Here is a 14,611-nt window from a genome sequence, read left to right as displayed (position 1 = left end):
AACATGCGCCTCACCACCAACACATAACCACCAACAACGCCTGAGTAAGACACCGCTACCGGATACTCACTCAGGCGCTACCAGATACTCACCACACCGCTACCATTTCAGTCTTCTGAACAGTATCGCTGCCTCGGTGGCCGCGTTTTCGCTAGCGCTGCACACGAAGTCAAAAACTCGCGACTCTATTTCCCTCATTATCTCGGGTCTCATTGTCGGCGTCCTCCGCGCCATTGCCATGCCACCGCTGGGAGGAATCGAGCCTCCACTTTTTACTCTGCTCACAGCCTTGGGCTGGCTGCTCCCCCTCATAGTGTTCTTTGCTATTGGACTCGCTGTCCGCAATAGCCGTGAGCTCACCGCATCCCTCGCCCGCCAAGCAGAACTCGCTGAGGAAAACGCCATTGTCGAGGAACGCGCCCGCATTGCGCGAGAGCTTCACGACACCACCGCCCATCACCTCTCAGCCATCGCCATCCAAGCTCAAGCCGCACAGGCATGCATCGATGTCAACCCCACCGCTGCCAAAGAGCATCTCCAACACGTGACCTCGTCGACGACGAAAGCACTCCAGGATGTCCGCGCGACCGTTAGCAAGCTTTCGGTTTCCGATGCCGAAATACACCGCATCCCTCAGCCGACAAATATGTCTGCGCTAATTTCGGAGGTTCGCGCTCTAGGGCAGGCAGTAACGTTTTCGGACACCTCCCACTTGTCGGAGGGCGAGTTGATCGCGGCTTATCGAATCACCCAAGAAGCTCTGACAAATGCCCGCAAGCATGCAACAGGCGCGCCTGTTGATGTCATGCTGAGCGATGATGAACTGCGGATAATCACCCGCGGCACTTTCACACATAGCCCCGCGGGCCGTGGCACCATCAGCATCCAAGAGCGCGCCCGAGCTGTCGGTGCAACCGCTTTCAATGAACCTACCGAAGATGGTTGGCTGGTGCTCATTACCTGGAGGAAGCCATGATTCGAGTCTTGTTAGTTGATGACCAACCTCTGATCAGACAGGGATTAAAAGCAATCTTCGAGGCCACCGGTGAGATCAAAGTTGTGGCTGAGGCAGCTTCCGGGAATGAGGCGATAGCAGCTGCAAAGGCTCGCGACATTGACGTGGTGTGCCTCGATATCCGCATGCCTGACGGGGACGGGATCTACGCAACCACGGAGATTAACAAACAAGACAATCCCCCAGCAGTCATCGTGATCACCACCTTTGACCTAGACGAATACGTCTTTGGTGCCCTCGAAGCCGGTGCCTGTGGCGTCATGCTGAAAGACTCCCCAATGACCGACCTCATCCAAGGAGTCAAACACGCGGCCTCAGGTGAAGGCATGGTCGACGCTGCGGTTACTAAAAGGGTGATTGCAGAATTTGGTCGGCGGAAAGCGCGGGCCACGGTAGATTCAGCCCTACTCACGCCGCGCGAACTCGAGTGTGTACGGGCCCTGGGCAAAGGATTAACCAACATCGAAATCGGGCGCGAGCTGTATTTGGAGCCCTCTACGGTCAAGACTCATTTGTCATCTGCGATGGCCAAAGTGGGAGCTCGTTCGCGAGTACAGCTCGTGATCTGGGCCTTTCGCGCAGGAGTGGTGAGCTAACTAGGGGGCGCAGTTCCCAACACCACCTCGCAACCGGAGCACTGTTAACACCTTGGGTACAAAGTTATCCACAGGGTGGGGATAACTCTGTGGAGAACGAATTCCACAGCCTTTCTCCACACCCTGTGGATAAGTGTTTTCACGCTTCCCACAGCCCGCACAAAAACTTCGAACACAACCTAATACGCTGCTGATCTGCGGTTATCTTGGCCCACACGTTCGGTAAATTACAAAAATGTAGTTATCCACAATGTGGATAACTTATGTGGAATTCTTTCGCACAGAGGTTTCGGTGGATAACACGCCCGAGTTATCCCCAAAGCCCAGCTCGCAGCGCCGCTGCAACAGCAGCTATCACCCCGATAAGCCATATCCCCAGCCAACGCAGCCACGCACGTTGGCGAAAGAGGAATGGCGCCAACAGCAGTCCTGTGAGCAAACCGCCCAAGTGCCCCCACACGGAGACGTTCTCCGCCACAAAGCTGTAGGCAACGTTTGCTACGACCAAGACGATGGGCGCGCGCAGATCAAGACCGCGGCTGCGGTACACGCCGATGAGTAGTCCCATGAGCGCAAAGAGGGCACCGGAGGCGCCCACCGTGGGTGTGCCGAAATCCATCCACAGCACTGCGGCGGAAGAGCCCACAATGGAGATGAGATAGGCCGCCGCGTACAGCGCGCTGCCCAGGGCGCGTTCTACTTCCCTACCCACAAAGAACAGCATCACCATGTTGACCAAGAGGTGCCCGGCGTCGAGGTGCATAAAGCCCGCGGTAATGACAGTTGTGGGGTGCTCAGACACTTCAGGGCCCCACAACGTCCAGTCTTGGGCCAGCATGCTGCGATAGTAAGGCGTAGAGAGGGTCTTGGCCTGGATGGACGTGACCAACCATGCCCCAATGCACAACACCATGAGCACCACGGTGACTGGCGCCGAACGAAGATGATTTTTCACGCAGACTCCTAAAACAACGAGCCCGCCACCACATCACGTGGCAGCGGGCTCAGATGAAAAGCTAAGAACGCTTAGGCGATCTCGATGGACTCGATGACAACGTCCTCAGCCGGACGGTCCATGCGGTCGGTGGAGACCTTCGCAATCTTGGACACGACTTCCTGGGAAGCCGCATCGGTGACCTCACCGAAGATGGTGTGGTGGTTGTTCAGGTGCGGGGTCGGCGCCACGGTGATGAAGAACTGGGAGCCGTTGGTGCCCGGGCCGGCATTCGCCATGGCCAGCAGGAACGGGCGGTCAAACTGCAGCTCCGGGTGGAACTCATCCTGGAACTGGTAGCCGGGGCCGCCACGGCCGGTGCCGGTCGGGTCGCCGCCCTGGATCATGAACTGGTCGATGACGCGGTGGAAAATAGCGCCATCGTAGAACGGGCCGGACTGCTCGCCCTTGGCGTTCTGGGTGGTGTAGTCCTTCTCGCCCTTAGCCAGGCCGATGAAGTTCTCAACGGTTACCGGTGCGTGGTTACCGAACAGGTCGATAACAATGTCACCGTAGTTGGTGTGCATCGTTGCAGTTGCGGTCTTCTGAGTCATGCCAGCCATTGTATGGAAATTTCCACCATTTCGTTGTTCCGCCGCGACGCTGTCAGCGATCTGCGTAGGGTTGCAAGCATGATTCGCGCCGTTCTCTTCGATCTCGATGACACCCTCATGGACCACACCGCCGCGATGCATGCGGCCGTTGAGGAGTGGCTGCCGGGCGGTCATTACGAGCGCTTCGCGGAGATCGAGCGCAAGTGGTTCGCCGCCTACGAGCGCGGCGAGGTCACCCACCAGGGCCAGCGCGTGGAGCGCTGCCGCGAATTCCTGGGCCGCCCAGAGATGACGGAGCAGGAGGCACTGGCGGAATATGCCAAGTATTTGGCCGCGTACGAAAAGCACTGGCAGGCGCTTGGCGACGCCCGCCCCACCCTCCAGCACGTCCTGTCCCGCGGCCTCAAAGTGGGCATTTTGACGAACGGAGCTCGCCAGATGCAAGAGGGCAAGCTAAAGGCGGGCGGGCTCGACCTGCCAGGCGTTGAGCTCTTTCCCACCGTGGAAATGGCTAAGCCAAAACCTCACCGAGAGGCCTACCTCGAGGCTTGTCGGCGCCTAGAGGTAGAGCCTGGCTCCACACTCATGATTGGTGATTCGGTGGCCAATGATGTCGAAGGCGCCCGGGCCGCAGGGCTCAAGGCGCTGCACTTCGATAGGGCCGGAAACGGAGACATCGCCGCGCTCAGTGAGCTGACGGCGATGAACTTCGTTTAAATCTCTGTAGACGAGATTTAAACCTAGAGGCTAGAGCGGACCTCGTCGCGGGCGAGGACCAGGTTGCGCAGGGAGGCCTCGGTCTCCTCGTAGCCGCGAGTCTTCAGGCCGCAGTCCGGGTTGACCCACAGGCGCTCGACCGGCACGTTCTTGAGCGCCGCGCGGATGAGCTCGGCCATCTCCGCCACGGACGGGATGCGCGGGGAGTGGATGTCGTAGATGCCCGGGCCGATTTCGGAGTGGAACTTCTCATCGATATCCTCGAGCAGCTCCATGCGGGAGCGGGCGGCCTCGATGGAGGTGACATCGGCATCCAAGCCAGCGACGGCGTCGATGATCTGGCCAAACTCCGAGTAGCAGAGGTGCGTGTGGATCTGGGTTTCAGGCTTCGCCTGCAAGGAAACCACTCGGAAGGAGCGCACGGCCCAGTCGAGGTAAGCCTTGCGGTCCTTCTCGCGCAGCGGCAACAGCTCACGCAGGGCGGGCTCATCGATCTGGATGATGTCGATGCCGGCCTCTTCGAGGTCGCGGACTTCGTCGGCCAGCGCCACGCCGAGCTGGTCGGCGGAGACGGACTGGTGGACATCATCGCGCACGAAGGACCAGGCCAGGATGGTCACCGGGCCGGTGAGCATACCCTTGACGTGCTTCTCGGATAGGGACTGCGCGAACTTCGCCCACTCGGTGGTCATGGCCTTCGGGCGGGAGATGTCGCCGACGACGATCGGCGGACGGGTGCAGCGGGAGCCGTAGGACTGGACCCAGCCGTTCTCGGTGACGACGAAGCCGTCGAGAAGCTCGGCGAAGTACTGCACCATGTCGTTGCGCTCCGGCTCGCCGTGGACCAGAACGTCGAGGCCCAGGCGCTCCTGCAGCTCAATGACGGACTTCACCTCGTTGCGCAAGGCCTCGGTGTAGTCGGCGTCGGAGAGCTCGCCCTTGCGGTGCGCGGCGCGGGCGGCGCGGATCTCAGAGGTCTGCGGGAAGGAACCGATGGTGGTGGTCGGCAGCTGCGGCAGGCCGAGGGCCTCCTGTGCCTTGTTGCGCTCAGCGAACTCCGGCTGGCGCTGGACCTGGCCCTCCGGCAGCTGCGCGGTGCGCTCCTGCACGGCCTGGTTGTGGATGCGTGAGGACTCGGCGCGGGTGCGCACGGCGCGGTCGGCCTGCGCGTAGGCCTCCGGGGCGTCGAGCGGGCCGGCGGCGAGTGCTACGACCTCGCGGATCTTCTCGTCGGCGAAGGCGAACCAGGTGGCAACGTCGACCGGCAGGGAGGTCTCCGCCTCGACGGTGTGCGGGACGTGCTGCAGGGACACGGAGGTGGTTACAGAAACGCCTTCGCCGAGGGTCTCGAGCTTCTCGCGCAGGTCGCGGAGGTTGGCGGCCCAGACATTGCGGCCGTCGACCAGGCCGGCGGAGAGGTGGGTGGCTTCGGCAAGCTTGGCGACGCGCTCGAGGTAGGAGTTGTCCAGCGCCAAGGTGCCCACTGAGAGATCCACCTGGACAGCTTCCGGCTTGAGCTCAGCGATGACGTCAAGGCCAGCATTGAGGGAACCATAGGGCGTGGTCAGGTAGACCTGCGGGCGCTTCTCCGCGCTAAGGATGCGGCCATAAGCGCTCTTGAGCGCGGCGGCGAGGGTGGCGTCGTCAGCCGCGGCGAGGTCAGCGACCAGGGCCGGCTCAACGAGCTGGAGCCACTCCACGTTGGCGTCGGCAAGCTGCTCCAGCACGGTGAGGTAGGAGTCCACGAGCTCATCGAGGCGGTCGAGCGGCTGTTTGGTAGCGCCCTCGGCCTGCTTGGACAGGGCCAGCAGGGTCACGGGGCCAACGAGGACCGGGCGCACGGTGTGGCCGGCGGCGCGAGCCTCCTCGACGATCTTCAACACGCGCTGGGGGCGGGCACTAAAGGTCTGGTCATCGCTGATTTCAGGAACAATGTAGTGGTAGTTGGTGTCGAACCACTTGGTCATCTCCAGCGGCGCGGTGTCCTTGTTACCGCGGGCCAGGGTGAACTCATCATCGAGGCTCTCGCCCTGAGCAGCGCCCACGGTCAGCGCTGTCTCGAGGACATGGTCGTAGTAGGCAACGTCCGCGGGGATGGCGTAATCCTCAGTGAGCCCCAGCTCCTTGAGACGGGCGTAGGTATCGAGGCACAGGGAGTGCGCGGCCGATTCAAAGGTCTCGGCGTCGATCTTGCCGGACCAGTAGGACTCCAGCGCGCGCTTAAGCTCACGATGGGCACCTACGCGGGGATAGCCCTCAATCGTTGCCTTGGGAAATGGTGCGGTCATGGGGTAACTCCAATTCGATGTAGCAGGTCAGTCGTAATGTCTGGATTGTTATGCGTGTAGATGTGCAGCCCGTCGGCGCCGGCGTTCATCACCGATTTCGCCAGGGAGGCCGTAAGCTGCATCCCGATTTCTTTCTCTTCCTCAGGGGAGGTCGCTGCCGCGAGCTGATCGAGCACCTGCGGTGGCCCGTCCAGCCCGGACAGCTGGCACATTCGCTCCACCCGAGCACGGCTAGTCATCGGCATGATCCCGGGGATGAGCGGAATGCGCACGCCCGCCAGCCGGGCGCGTTGGGCGAAGCGGACGTAATCCTCCGCGTCAAAGAAGAGCTGGGTGATGGCGAAGTCAGCGCCGAGGCGTTGCTTGGCCAGGAGAACGTCGATGTCCTCGTCCGCCGTGGCGGACTCGGCGTGGCCGTTGGGGTAGCAAGCCACGCCCACGGCCAAGCGCCCAGCGGCCAAGCGCGCCACGCGGGCAGATTCCCAGCGGCGAATGAGCCGGACGAGGGAGTCGGCGTGCGGCAGGTGGCCTTCGGGCATGCCGCCCTCTGGCAGGTCGCCGCGGAGCGCGAGAAGGCCGCGCACGCCGGCGTCGACGAGCGTGTCGATCCAGCCAACGAGCTCTTCCTCCGTGCCGGCAGTGCAGGCCAGGTGCGCCAGGGGACGCATCGCGGTATCTCGCGAAATCTTCTCAATGAAGGCCGCGGTTCCCTCCAGCCACCCGGAGCGCTGGGAGCTGGTGACGGCGATGTAATCGGGGTTATATGCGGCAAGCGTGTCGAGCAAGCGGTCAATCTTTTTGGCGTCCGCATCGTGGCGCGGTGGGATCACCTCGAAGGAGAGAGCGGTGCGCTGTGGGCGCTTAGGCGTATCTTCGCTGATTTGGTCTAGTGGCGCGGATGCGGAGAGTCGCGGGGACATGCTCACCTCCTCTGCAGGTTATCGTGGTCGGTCATCTGTGCTGTTGGTGGAAAACGTACCAAGCTGTCCATTTTGAGCGAAAGCATTTAGGCAATGGTCATACCTTTCCAACCCGGCCAGCTGCACCGTTACCCAAACCTGTACTGAATAAAAAGGCCACTGTTCCGTACAAAGCTGTCTATTTTCTTTGAACCGCTCCCTCCTTGCGGCCCGTGGTGGCAGGACGTGGCTGCCGCCACTACGCTGAAAGGGAGTATCCAGCGCTAACGCGGACACACATGTGCAGTGTCCCGTCCGGCGCAGACAACCACTCCATAAACAGTTACCCACCGAGCAATCGCCTCAAGCATTGACGTAAAGGAGCATCTCTCCCGATGAACCCCACCGCACTGTCCACAGCAATTAGCGCCACCTCCGCCCTGGTGGAGCGCCTCAAGGAACGCCGCGATGAAAAGGCTCGCGAGGCCTACTCCGTCCTGGAGACCGCCGCCGCCCGCATGGAAGAGCGCGATGACGAGTGGTTCCCGGAGGCACGCCGCGAAGCCGGTGCCGTGACCAAGGCCGCGCATGCCCGCCTCGAGCGCACCCTCGAACAGCTCAAGGAGCGCAGCGAGGAAGCAACCGAGAAGCTCTCCGCTGCCGCCGCAGACGCCCAGGACAAGGCCACCAAGAAGTGGGAGAAGACCCAGAGGCAGGCTGAAAAGAAGGCCACCAAGGCCCGCAAGCAGGCCAAGAAGAAGGCTTCCAAGGCTGAGAAGAAGGCACAGAAGCAAAGCGCCCAGCTGCAGAAGAAGGCCCGCGCCATCAGCGGCAAGGATAAGAAGAAGGGCTCGAAGATCTGGCTGATCTCCGCGCTGGTTGCCGCCATTGCTGCCATCGGCGGTGGCATCTACTACTTCTTCACCCAGAAGAAGGAGAAGGAATCCGCCGTCCCGCCGCGCGTTGAGGACTTCTCTTCCCCGTCCGCACCGCAGGGTTCCACCTTGGTCTACACCTCCACCACCGAGGATGACGCCAAGAAGGAGTCCGACTTGGCCGAGGAAGGCGTCGTCGAGCGCGATGAAGAGCTGCTGGGTTCCCTCGATGAGCAGCTGGCCAAGCACCGCGAGGAAGAAACCGCCATCCAGGACGCCGTCGAGACCGAGATCGAGGTCAGCAACGCCGACAAGAAGGATGCCGACACCTCCCGCATCACCGATGATCACGAGTCCGAGGGCAAGCACCGCCTCCAGACCGAGGACGAGAACTAACCCCCCCAACCTTGGGGGTGCGCATTTCGTTGCCTTGATCTCACTGCGTTGCCCCCGCGCGCCCGACCTGCTTGAATTGAAGGCTAATCGGCATCGATCCTCAAAGATCGGTGCCCGCGCGCTGTTTTGCGCGGGAAGCCCTATCAACAGCAGGCAAGGAGATCAGGCATGAGCTTTGAGTCGCTCGTAGTCAAGCTCAAGAGCGGGGAGACCTTTTATTTCCCCGCAGGTGCCGTGAGCGGCGATCCGTCCACCCGCGTGGATAACCTGCGCTTTGCCATTGAAAACGGCACGCAGTTTAGCTCCGTCGATGATTATGGAGTCGACCGCGAGTTCAACGGCTATGACGTGGAAAATTACCACTTGGCTTAATTCCCCACAGTGAGTCACCGATCGTAATCTGAATCACTCATCCATCCTTTTTGCGCTATAGGATGAGTCTTTATGACTCACTATCCACGCATGCGGACGTGGTCGTGGTATCTCCCCGATGAGCCACCTTCCGGCGAGGTTTCCCTCACCGAGACCACCAACTTCTCCCGCCCAGCTAAAGCCACGTGGCGTCTGCTCGGCGCCCAGCGCACCGGCGTTATCGGCATCTTCGTTGCCACCCTCATCAACGCTCCGCTGGGTGCGTTGGTCTCCGTCATCATCGGCCAGACCACGCAGTATGCCTTCTCCGAGCCTTCCTGGCGCACCGTAGCGCTGCCGCTTGCGGCCACGGCGATCCTCCTCTTCATCGCCTATATCTGCGAGGCCACGGCGGATGCTTTCACAGACTTATCCCAAGCCCGCATCACCCATACGCTGCGCCTTAACCTGCTGGATAAGTTGCTGAGCGCTTCCACTGCAGGCATTAGCCCCGGCCGGCTGCTCAACACGATGGATGAGGATTCGCACTACATCGGCCAACTCAAGCAGATCCTCAACTTCCCACTGGTCATGGTGGGCTACCTCTTGGGCGCGGTGGTCAGCCTGGCCCCGATTTCCTGGCAGGTCTCAGCTGTGCTGCTGGTTGGCGCACTCGCCACCGCGCTGGCCTCCTGGGCCACCACGAAGCCGCTGACGAGGATCGCCGCGCGCCGCCGCCAGTTGGAGAACACCGCGCTTTCACTCGCCACGGACTTTGCTCAAGGCTCCCGGGTCATCAAAGGCCTCGGCGCCAAGGACATCGCGCGCCAACGTTTTTCTGACGCCGCCCAGAACTCCTTGGGTGCCATGCTCCGCGAGGCCAAGCTGTCCTCCCTCATGGCCTGGCTGCGCCAGATGGTTCCCGCGTCCTTTGCCGTGGGCATTCTTGCCTGGACCTCCTGGGAAACCTTCGAGGGCCGCATCGCCCCCGGCGGGATGATGGCGATCACCATGCTCGTCCCGCCCGCGCTCACCGCGCTGGGTGTGTCTCTCGGCCTGCTCACGGAGAACTGGGCGCGGGCGCGTGCCTCCGTGGAGCGCGTCGGCGAGCTGCTCGGACAGCTTTCTTCCAACACCACCGAGGCCGCCGGCACGCCGATTGACCTCTCCCCCGGCTTGCACGTGTGGATGCCTATCAGCACAGAGGGGCGCAGCACCGTGGACTCTTGGGTGCGCTACCTCCATGAGCACGGCGCCTTGTGCCCGCCACACCGCATCTCCGTGTTGGAGGGCACCCTGCTGGACAACGTCGATCCGCTCCGCAGTGCTAGCGCTACGCAGCTTCACGACGCCCTCCACGCCTCCGCCTGCGAGGATATTGTTATCCGCCTCGGTGGGCTTGGTCCCAACGGCGAGCTACCCACCGCGCCCATCGGTGAGGCCGGCCTCAACCTCTCCGGCGGCCAGCGCCAGCGCGTCGCGCTTGCCCGCGCGCTCGCCCTCGACCCCGATGTCCTCGTGCTGGACAACCCCACGACGGGACTGGATTCGTTGACCCTGGCGGACGTCGCCAAGCGCGTGCGTGAACTGCGCGCCGGCAAGACCACCGTGATCATTACATCCGCCTCCACGTGGGCCGCCAACGCCGATGAGGTGGTGGAGCTATGAGCCAGCAGGATCGCGCGGATGCCCTTGCACCTGCCTCCCCGCGGGAGTGTCTCCGTTTTCTGAAGACCCTGCCCAGTGCGCCCAGTCGGCTTGGCATCGCCCTTTTCTTCGGACTGTTTACCGTTACGGTCATCATGATGAACCTGGTCTCCCAGGTGCTTGGCCGCGTCGTGGACATCATCCAGGGCGTGGAGATCCCCATCCTTGGCACGGGGCGCGCAGCCATGGTGGGCGCGCTCGTTGTTATCGCGGTGGGCTTCCTCGTGGAGGTCACCGGCCGCACAGTGGGCCGCTTGTTGGTTACCTCCACTACCTGCCGTCTCTCGGTAGATCTGCGCACCTCAGCGCTGGATTCCACCCTCGGCGCCCCCGTGCCCGCCGTCATGGAATTGGGCACCGGCAACATCATCACGCGCCTGTCCAAGGACATCGACACCGTCGTCATGACCATCTCCATGATGGGTGACCGCCTCGTGCTCACGCTCTTCATGCTGCCGCTGACCGCGCTCATGATGATCTTCATCCACCCCGCTTATGCGCTGCTCTTCATAGCGGTGAGTTGTCTGCTCTACCCCTTCATCCGCGGCACCATGCGGGATATCCCCGCCGTGGCCAACGAGGTGTCCTCGGTGGAGGCCTACCGCAACAACGTGCTGCTGGACACCATTCGCGCCCTGGAGACCCTCCGCCAGTTCTCCCTGAAAGACTGGGCGCATGCACGCATGGAGCGCTATTCCTGGGACACGGTACAGGCCTGGGGTGACAAGGTTCCGCTCATCAACCGCATCTTGGGCCAAGGCGCCCTGGCCTTCGCGGTGTTGCTGCTGGGCTCCGTCCTTATGTCCGTGCCCATGGTGATGTGGGAATGGTTGACCCCCGGTGAGGCCACCGCCGCGGTGCTGCTGGTCATGCGGTTGGAGATCCACGTCTTCAACATCCTCTTCTTCGCCGGCGAGATCCAGCATTCCGTGACGTCTCTCGGCCGCGCGGTAGCGCTGGCGACCCTGGAGAACAACGCTGGTACGAAGGAGCCCAAGGACACGCCCCGGCTACACGACGCCCCCACCATCACCATCGAGCATCTTTCCTACGCCTACCCCGGCGGGGCACGCGTGCTTGACGACGTCTCCCTGACCCTCACCGCCGGCACCACCACCGCCCTGGTGGGTACCTCCGGTGCGGGTAAGTCCACGCTCGCCGCCCTCGTGGCGGGCCTGCAGTACCCTTCGGCGGGGAGCATTAGCCTCGATGGCATCGATACCGCCACCGTGCCGAACACGTGGATTACCGAGCACGTCGCGCTCATTACCCAAGAGGTCCATCTCTTCTCCGGCACCTTGCGCGAGGACCTGCTCCTGGCCAAACCCGACGCCAGCGATGAGGAGCTGTGGCATGCGCTCAACACGGTGGGCTTGGATGAGCAATCGCGGTGGCTGCCTCAAGGCCTGGATACGAAGATCGGCGCCGGCAACGAGGAGATCGGTGCGGAGGCCGAGCAACAGCTTTCCCTGGCTCGCATGATCCTGCGCCAGCCGCCGGTGCTCATTATGGATGAGGCCACCTCCGAAGCCGGCTCCGAGCACGCCAAGGTACTCGAAAGCGCCGCCAAGGCAGTCACCAAGGGGCGCACCGCGCTCGTCGTTGCCCACCGCCTGGACCAGGCCCGCGAGGCCGACCGCATCATCGTGATGGAACAGGGTCAGATCGTTGAGGATGGCACCCACGCCGAGCTGATGGACCTCGGCGGGCGCTATGCCTCGGCTTATTCCCAATGGGAGCACGGCTCATAGGTGGTGCACGCCGCGTCCTACCATGGAAGCTATGCATCTTCTTTCCCTCACCGAAGCTGACCGCACCTACCTCGCCCGTATTAACTTTCTTGCCGATACCTTCGGCGATGAGCACAAGGAACTCCCCGCGGGCTTCGAGGAAGGTTTTGATTATTACCTCGGCGGTTGGGAGCCTTCCCGCGGAGGTTTCATCGCCTGGGAGGGCCACGTCCCTGCCGGTGGCGTGTGGCTAAATTGGGGCACAGCTGAGCGCCATGGTTTCGGCCACGTTATTGAAGGCATCCCAGAGCTTGCTCTAGCTGTGGAACCTCGCTTCCGCAGCCAGGGAGTGGGCACCATGCTTATCGACGCCGCCACCGAACTCGCCCGCGAGATGGGCGCCCCAGGTATCTCGCTGTCAGTGGCTAAAGACAACGACCGCGCCCACCGCCTTTACCTGCACCTTGGCTTTGCGCCGGTGAGCGAGAGAAGCGGGCACATCGTCCTGGTCAAGCGCTTCAAGGATGTCGACTAAGTTAAGCGAAAAGCTAAAGGGCGCTCACTGTGTGAGCGCCCTGTGGAGCATAGGGGAATCGAACCCCTGACCTTTGCATTGCGAACGCAACGCTCTACCAACTGAGCTAATGCCCCAATACCTGTAGAGCGTACTCCTCTCGGTAAAAGCAACGAAATCACCCCTATTACGGGCCTAGCGAAACCTCAGGAGTTAACTTCTTTCACTCTAGTTGCGTGTCACTAGGGATAATCCACCTTCACCGGACAGACAATAAAGCGTCTTAAGAAAGTCTGTGGAAGGTTGTCATGCGCCGAAAAAGTGTTCTTGTCCGCTCCCTCATCGCCCTTGCAGCAGCCACGGCCCTGCCTGGCGCCGCTGCTGCCGTGGAGCTTCCCCAGCCGGTGATTCAACAGCCGACGTTGCCACAGCTCCCCGACGTCCAGAAGGACATCCAACAACTAGAGCACGACGCCTACGATGCTCTTCCCAAGGAGCTTCAAAATAGTCCTGTCTTTGCCGGCTCCTCGCGGCCGGCTGCGAAGCCCGCGCCGACCGGCAAACAGCAGTCGCAGTCGGTTGCTGATGCCACCTGCTCCAACTGCGTGGCCATCACCTATGACGATGGCCCCGGCGAGTTGACCGCTCAGCTCCTCGACACCCTGAAGGCCAAGGACGCCCACGCCAGCTTCATGGTCTTGGCTCCCAGTGCCACCGCGCACCCGGATCTGCTGCGCCGTATGAAGGCTGAGGGCCACACCGTGGGAAACCACACCGCATCCCACCGCGAGCTCAACAAGCTCTCCCCCAGCGACGTGGACGGCGAGATCAAGGCCGGGGCCGCGGCAATCAAGGCAGCAACGGGTGAGAACCCGCGGTGGATGCGTCCCCCGTACGGTGCCACCAACGGCACCGTGGACGCCGCTGCGAAGGCTAATGGCCAGGCACAGGCCCTGTGGTCCGTCGACACCGTGGATTGGAAGGACCGCAATTCCGAGCACGTCTGTGAGGCCGCAGTCAGCGGGGCGCAGCCCGGCTCCATCGTCCTCATGCACGACATTCACGCCACAACCGTAGGGGCCGCAGACTGCGTCATCGACGGCCTGCGCGCGAAGGGCCTGGAACCGGTGAGCCTCGACCGCCTCATCCCCAATCCGCAGGCGGGAAAGCAATACCTCACCCGCTAGCGCACAGCAGCCTGTTCTGGGACCAAACTAAAGGCACCTTATGCAGATTTCCGTATCCATCTACCTGGTGTTTTCGGGTCGGAGGTCTCCATATGGTGCCTTTAGTTTGGTCCTTTAACCCGCCCCTGTGTGACCAGTTTGGCCGAACGCGAAAAGCGCCCAGCGTTTCCGCCGGGCGCCTTCCACTTATGCTGTGGAGCATAGGAGAATCGAACTCCTGACCTTCTGCTTGCAAAGCAGATGCTCTACCAATTGAGCTAATGCCCCATTGTTCCGTGGTGGGCCTAGCTGGAATCGAACCAGCGACCTCATCGTTATCAGCGATGCGCTCTAACCGACTGAGCTATAGGCCCTTGACCGGAACGAGTAGTTACTCTACATAGGACCGGCGATCTATTACAAATCGCCTGGTCATATGTAGTTTTTCTCGGTGATATTCGCTAGTTATGCGGTTCGTCTTGGAGGCGAATCTTGAATCCACCGAAGACGTCCACGATGGCGTTGTAGATCACCGCCAGAAGCGGCGCCAGGATGGTCATCAGCACAGCGATGATGGCACCAAACAGTGCGGCCGCGGAGACGACCAACCCGAAAGAGACCTCAAAGCCGCCGCCAACACCGCCGACGAGGCTATTGAAGGAATCCCAGATGCCCGCCTGGTCAAGGCCGAGATACAACAGGCACACGGCGATGATCCAGGCGACGAGGCCGACGAGGGACATGGCCAAGCCAACGCGGAACGCCGACATGGGCGAAATCCGGGCTAGGTGAAGCTCTCGTCCAATCAT

Annotated in this window: 14 protein-coding genes and 3 tRNA genes; 9 read left to right on the top strand and 8 right to left on the bottom strand. The window is 61.9% G+C overall.

Going from position 1 to position 14,611, the window contains the following annotated elements; all coding sequences use genetic code 11:
• Nucleotides 1-136: 136 nt before the first annotated feature.
• Together M5J06_RS09125 and M5J06_RS09120 are read left to right on the top strand one after the other, a co-directional pair.
• Nucleotides 137-976, top strand: a complete 840-nt coding sequence (locus tag M5J06_RS09125) for a histidine kinase (RefSeq protein WP_250224471.1) — start codon at nucleotides 137-139, stop codon at nucleotides 974-976.
• On the top strand, nucleotides 973-1,611 hold the full coding sequence (locus tag M5J06_RS09120) for a response regulator (protein WP_071406946.1): 639 nt from the start codon (nucleotides 973-975) through the stop codon (nucleotides 1,609-1,611). Before M5J06_RS09125 ends, M5J06_RS09120 begins: the two co-directional genes overlap by 4 nt.
• Before the next feature lie 310 nt (nucleotides 1,612-1,921).
• Here M5J06_RS09120 and M5J06_RS09115 read toward each other — a convergent pair whose 3' ends face one another.
• Together M5J06_RS09115 and M5J06_RS09110 are read right to left on the bottom strand one after the other, a co-directional pair.
• Nucleotides 1,922-2,566 (bottom strand): rhomboid family intramembrane serine protease, encoded by a 645-nt coding sequence (locus tag M5J06_RS09115; RefSeq protein WP_070684516.1) that lies wholly within the window; start codon nucleotides 2,564-2,566, stop codon nucleotides 1,922-1,924.
• A gap of 71 nt (nucleotides 2,567-2,637) precedes the next feature.
• Nucleotides 2,638-3,168: a peptidylprolyl isomerase gene (locus tag M5J06_RS09110; protein WP_039672975.1), complete on the bottom strand. Its 531-nt coding sequence runs from the start codon at nucleotides 3,166-3,168 to the stop codon at nucleotides 2,638-2,640.
• A 69-nt stretch (nucleotides 3,169-3,237) separates the two neighbouring features.
• On the opposite strand from M5J06_RS09110, the gene M5J06_RS09105 reads away from it, so the two are divergent.
• Nucleotides 3,238-3,876, top strand: a complete 639-nt coding sequence (locus M5J06_RS09105) for an HAD family hydrolase (RefSeq protein ID WP_250224470.1) — start codon at nucleotides 3,238-3,240, stop codon at nucleotides 3,874-3,876.
• Nucleotides 3,877-3,899: 23 nt separating this feature from the next.
• Here the strand turns inward: M5J06_RS09105 and metE are convergent, their stop codons facing one another.
• Together metE and M5J06_RS09095 are read right to left on the bottom strand one after the other, a co-directional pair.
• On the bottom strand, nucleotides 3,900-6,164 hold the full coding sequence (gene metE / locus M5J06_RS09100; protein WP_250224469.1) for a 5-methyltetrahydropteroyltriglutamate--homocysteine S-methyltransferase: 2,265 nt from the start codon (nucleotides 6,162-6,164) through the stop codon (nucleotides 3,900-3,902).
• Nucleotides 6,161-7,084, bottom strand: a complete 924-nt coding sequence (locus tag M5J06_RS09095) for a methylenetetrahydrofolate reductase (RefSeq protein ID WP_070562153.1) — start codon at nucleotides 7,082-7,084, stop codon at nucleotides 6,161-6,163. Before M5J06_RS09095 ends, metE begins: the two co-directional genes overlap by 4 nt.
• 374 nt (nucleotides 7,085-7,458) lie before the next feature.
• On the opposite strand from M5J06_RS09095, the gene M5J06_RS09090 reads away from it, so the two are divergent.
• The 5 genes from M5J06_RS09090 to M5J06_RS09070 all read left to right on the top strand — a co-directional run bounded on the left by M5J06_RS09090 (nucleotide 7,459) and on the right by M5J06_RS09070 (nucleotide 12,657).
• Complete coding sequence (locus M5J06_RS09090; protein WP_070562156.1) at nucleotides 7,459-8,334, top strand: hypothetical protein; 876 nt, start codon at nucleotides 7,459-7,461, stop codon at nucleotides 8,332-8,334.
• Nucleotides 8,335-8,502: 168 nt separating this feature from the next.
• Nucleotides 8,503-8,706, top strand: coding sequence for a hypothetical protein (locus M5J06_RS09085; RefSeq protein ID WP_070533568.1), 204 nt, complete (start codon nucleotides 8,503-8,505; stop codon nucleotides 8,704-8,706).
• A gap of 72 nt (nucleotides 8,707-8,778) precedes the next feature.
• Nucleotides 8,779-10,353, top strand: coding sequence for an ABC transporter transmembrane domain-containing protein (locus M5J06_RS09080; RefSeq protein WP_250224468.1), 1,575 nt, complete (start codon nucleotides 8,779-8,781; stop codon nucleotides 10,351-10,353).
• Entirely contained in the window at nucleotides 10,350-12,143 is a 1,794-nt protein-coding gene (locus M5J06_RS09075) for an ABC transporter ATP-binding protein (RefSeq protein WP_250224467.1), read from the top strand. Before M5J06_RS09080 ends, M5J06_RS09075 begins: the two co-directional genes overlap by 4 nt.
• 22 nt (nucleotides 12,144-12,165) lie before the next feature.
• Complete coding sequence (locus M5J06_RS09070; protein WP_250224466.1) at nucleotides 12,166-12,657, top strand: GNAT family N-acetyltransferase; 492 nt, start codon at nucleotides 12,166-12,168, stop codon at nucleotides 12,655-12,657.
• Between the two features lie 43 nt (nucleotides 12,658-12,700).
• On the opposite strand, the gene M5J06_RS09065 is transcribed toward M5J06_RS09070, so the two are convergent.
• Nucleotides 12,701-12,773: transfer RNA gene (locus M5J06_RS09065), tRNA-Ala, on the bottom strand.
• Nucleotides 12,774-12,944: 171 nt separating this feature from the next.
• Here M5J06_RS09065 and M5J06_RS09060 point away from each other — a divergent pair.
• Complete coding sequence (locus M5J06_RS09060) at nucleotides 12,945-13,823, top strand: polysaccharide deacetylase family protein (protein ID WP_070562169.1); 879 nt, start codon at nucleotides 12,945-12,947, stop codon at nucleotides 13,821-13,823.
• A 194-nt stretch (nucleotides 13,824-14,017) separates the two neighbouring features.
• On the opposite strand, the gene M5J06_RS09055 is transcribed toward M5J06_RS09060, so the two are convergent.
• From M5J06_RS09055 to M5J06_RS09045, 3 genes are all read right to left on the bottom strand, one after another.
• Nucleotides 14,018-14,090: transfer RNA gene (locus tag M5J06_RS09055), tRNA-Ala, on the bottom strand.
• A 9-nt stretch (nucleotides 14,091-14,099) separates the two neighbouring features.
• Nucleotides 14,100-14,176: transfer RNA gene (locus tag M5J06_RS09050), tRNA-Ile, on the bottom strand.
• Nucleotides 14,177-14,263: 87 nt separating this feature from the next.
• A complete protein-coding gene (locus tag M5J06_RS09045) occupies nucleotides 14,264-14,611 on the bottom strand; it encodes a DUF3566 domain-containing protein (protein ID WP_070521969.1) in 348 nt (115 codons plus the stop codon).

Source organism: Corynebacterium intestinale (assembly GCF_023574125.1).
In the GTDB taxonomy this organism is placed as follows: domain Bacteria; phylum Actinomycetota; class Actinomycetes; order Mycobacteriales; family Mycobacteriaceae; genus Corynebacterium; species Corynebacterium hesseae.
Note: the sequence above shows the minus strand (reverse complement) of the source record. Positions and strands in the feature narration are given on the sequence as shown.

Bases quoted from the DNA above. Each gene is read 5' to 3' on its own strand.
- M5J06_RS09085 (WP_070533568.1), top strand. From the start codon at position 8,503: ATGAGCTTTGAGTCGCTCGTAGTCAAGCTCAAGAGCGGGGAGACCTTT.
- M5J06_RS09110 (WP_039672975.1), bottom strand. From the start codon at position 3,168: ATGGCTGGCATGACTCAGAAGACCGCAACTGCAACGATGCACACCAAC.
- M5J06_RS09045 (WP_070521969.1), bottom strand. From the start codon at position 14,611: ATGATTGGACGAGAGCTTCACCTAGCCCGGATTTCGCCCATGTCGGCG.
- M5J06_RS09120 (WP_071406946.1), top strand. From the start codon at position 973: ATGATTCGAGTCTTGTTAGTTGATGACCAACCTCTGATCAGACAGGGA.
- M5J06_RS09095 (WP_070562153.1), bottom strand. From the start codon at position 7,084: ATGTCCCCGCGACTCTCCGCATCCGCGCCACTAGACCAAATCAGCGAA.
- M5J06_RS09075 (WP_250224467.1), top strand. From the start codon at position 10,350: ATGAGCCAGCAGGATCGCGCGGATGCCCTTGCACCTGCCTCCCCGCGG.
- M5J06_RS09090 (WP_070562156.1), top strand. From the start codon at position 7,459: ATGAACCCCACCGCACTGTCCACAGCAATTAGCGCCACCTCCGCCCTG.
- M5J06_RS09105 (WP_250224470.1), top strand. From the start codon at position 3,238: ATGATTCGCGCCGTTCTCTTCGATCTCGATGACACCCTCATGGACCAC.
- M5J06_RS09070 (WP_250224466.1), top strand. From the start codon at position 12,166: ATGGAAGCTATGCATCTTCTTTCCCTCACCGAAGCTGACCGCACCTAC.
- M5J06_RS09060 (WP_070562169.1), top strand. From the start codon at position 12,945: ATGCGCCGAAAAAGTGTTCTTGTCCGCTCCCTCATCGCCCTTGCAGCA.
- metE (WP_250224469.1), bottom strand. From the start codon at position 6,164: ATGACCGCACCATTTCCCAAGGCAACGATTGAGGGCTATCCCCGCGTA.
- M5J06_RS09080 (WP_250224468.1), top strand. From the start codon at position 8,779: ATGACTCACTATCCACGCATGCGGACGTGGTCGTGGTATCTCCCCGAT.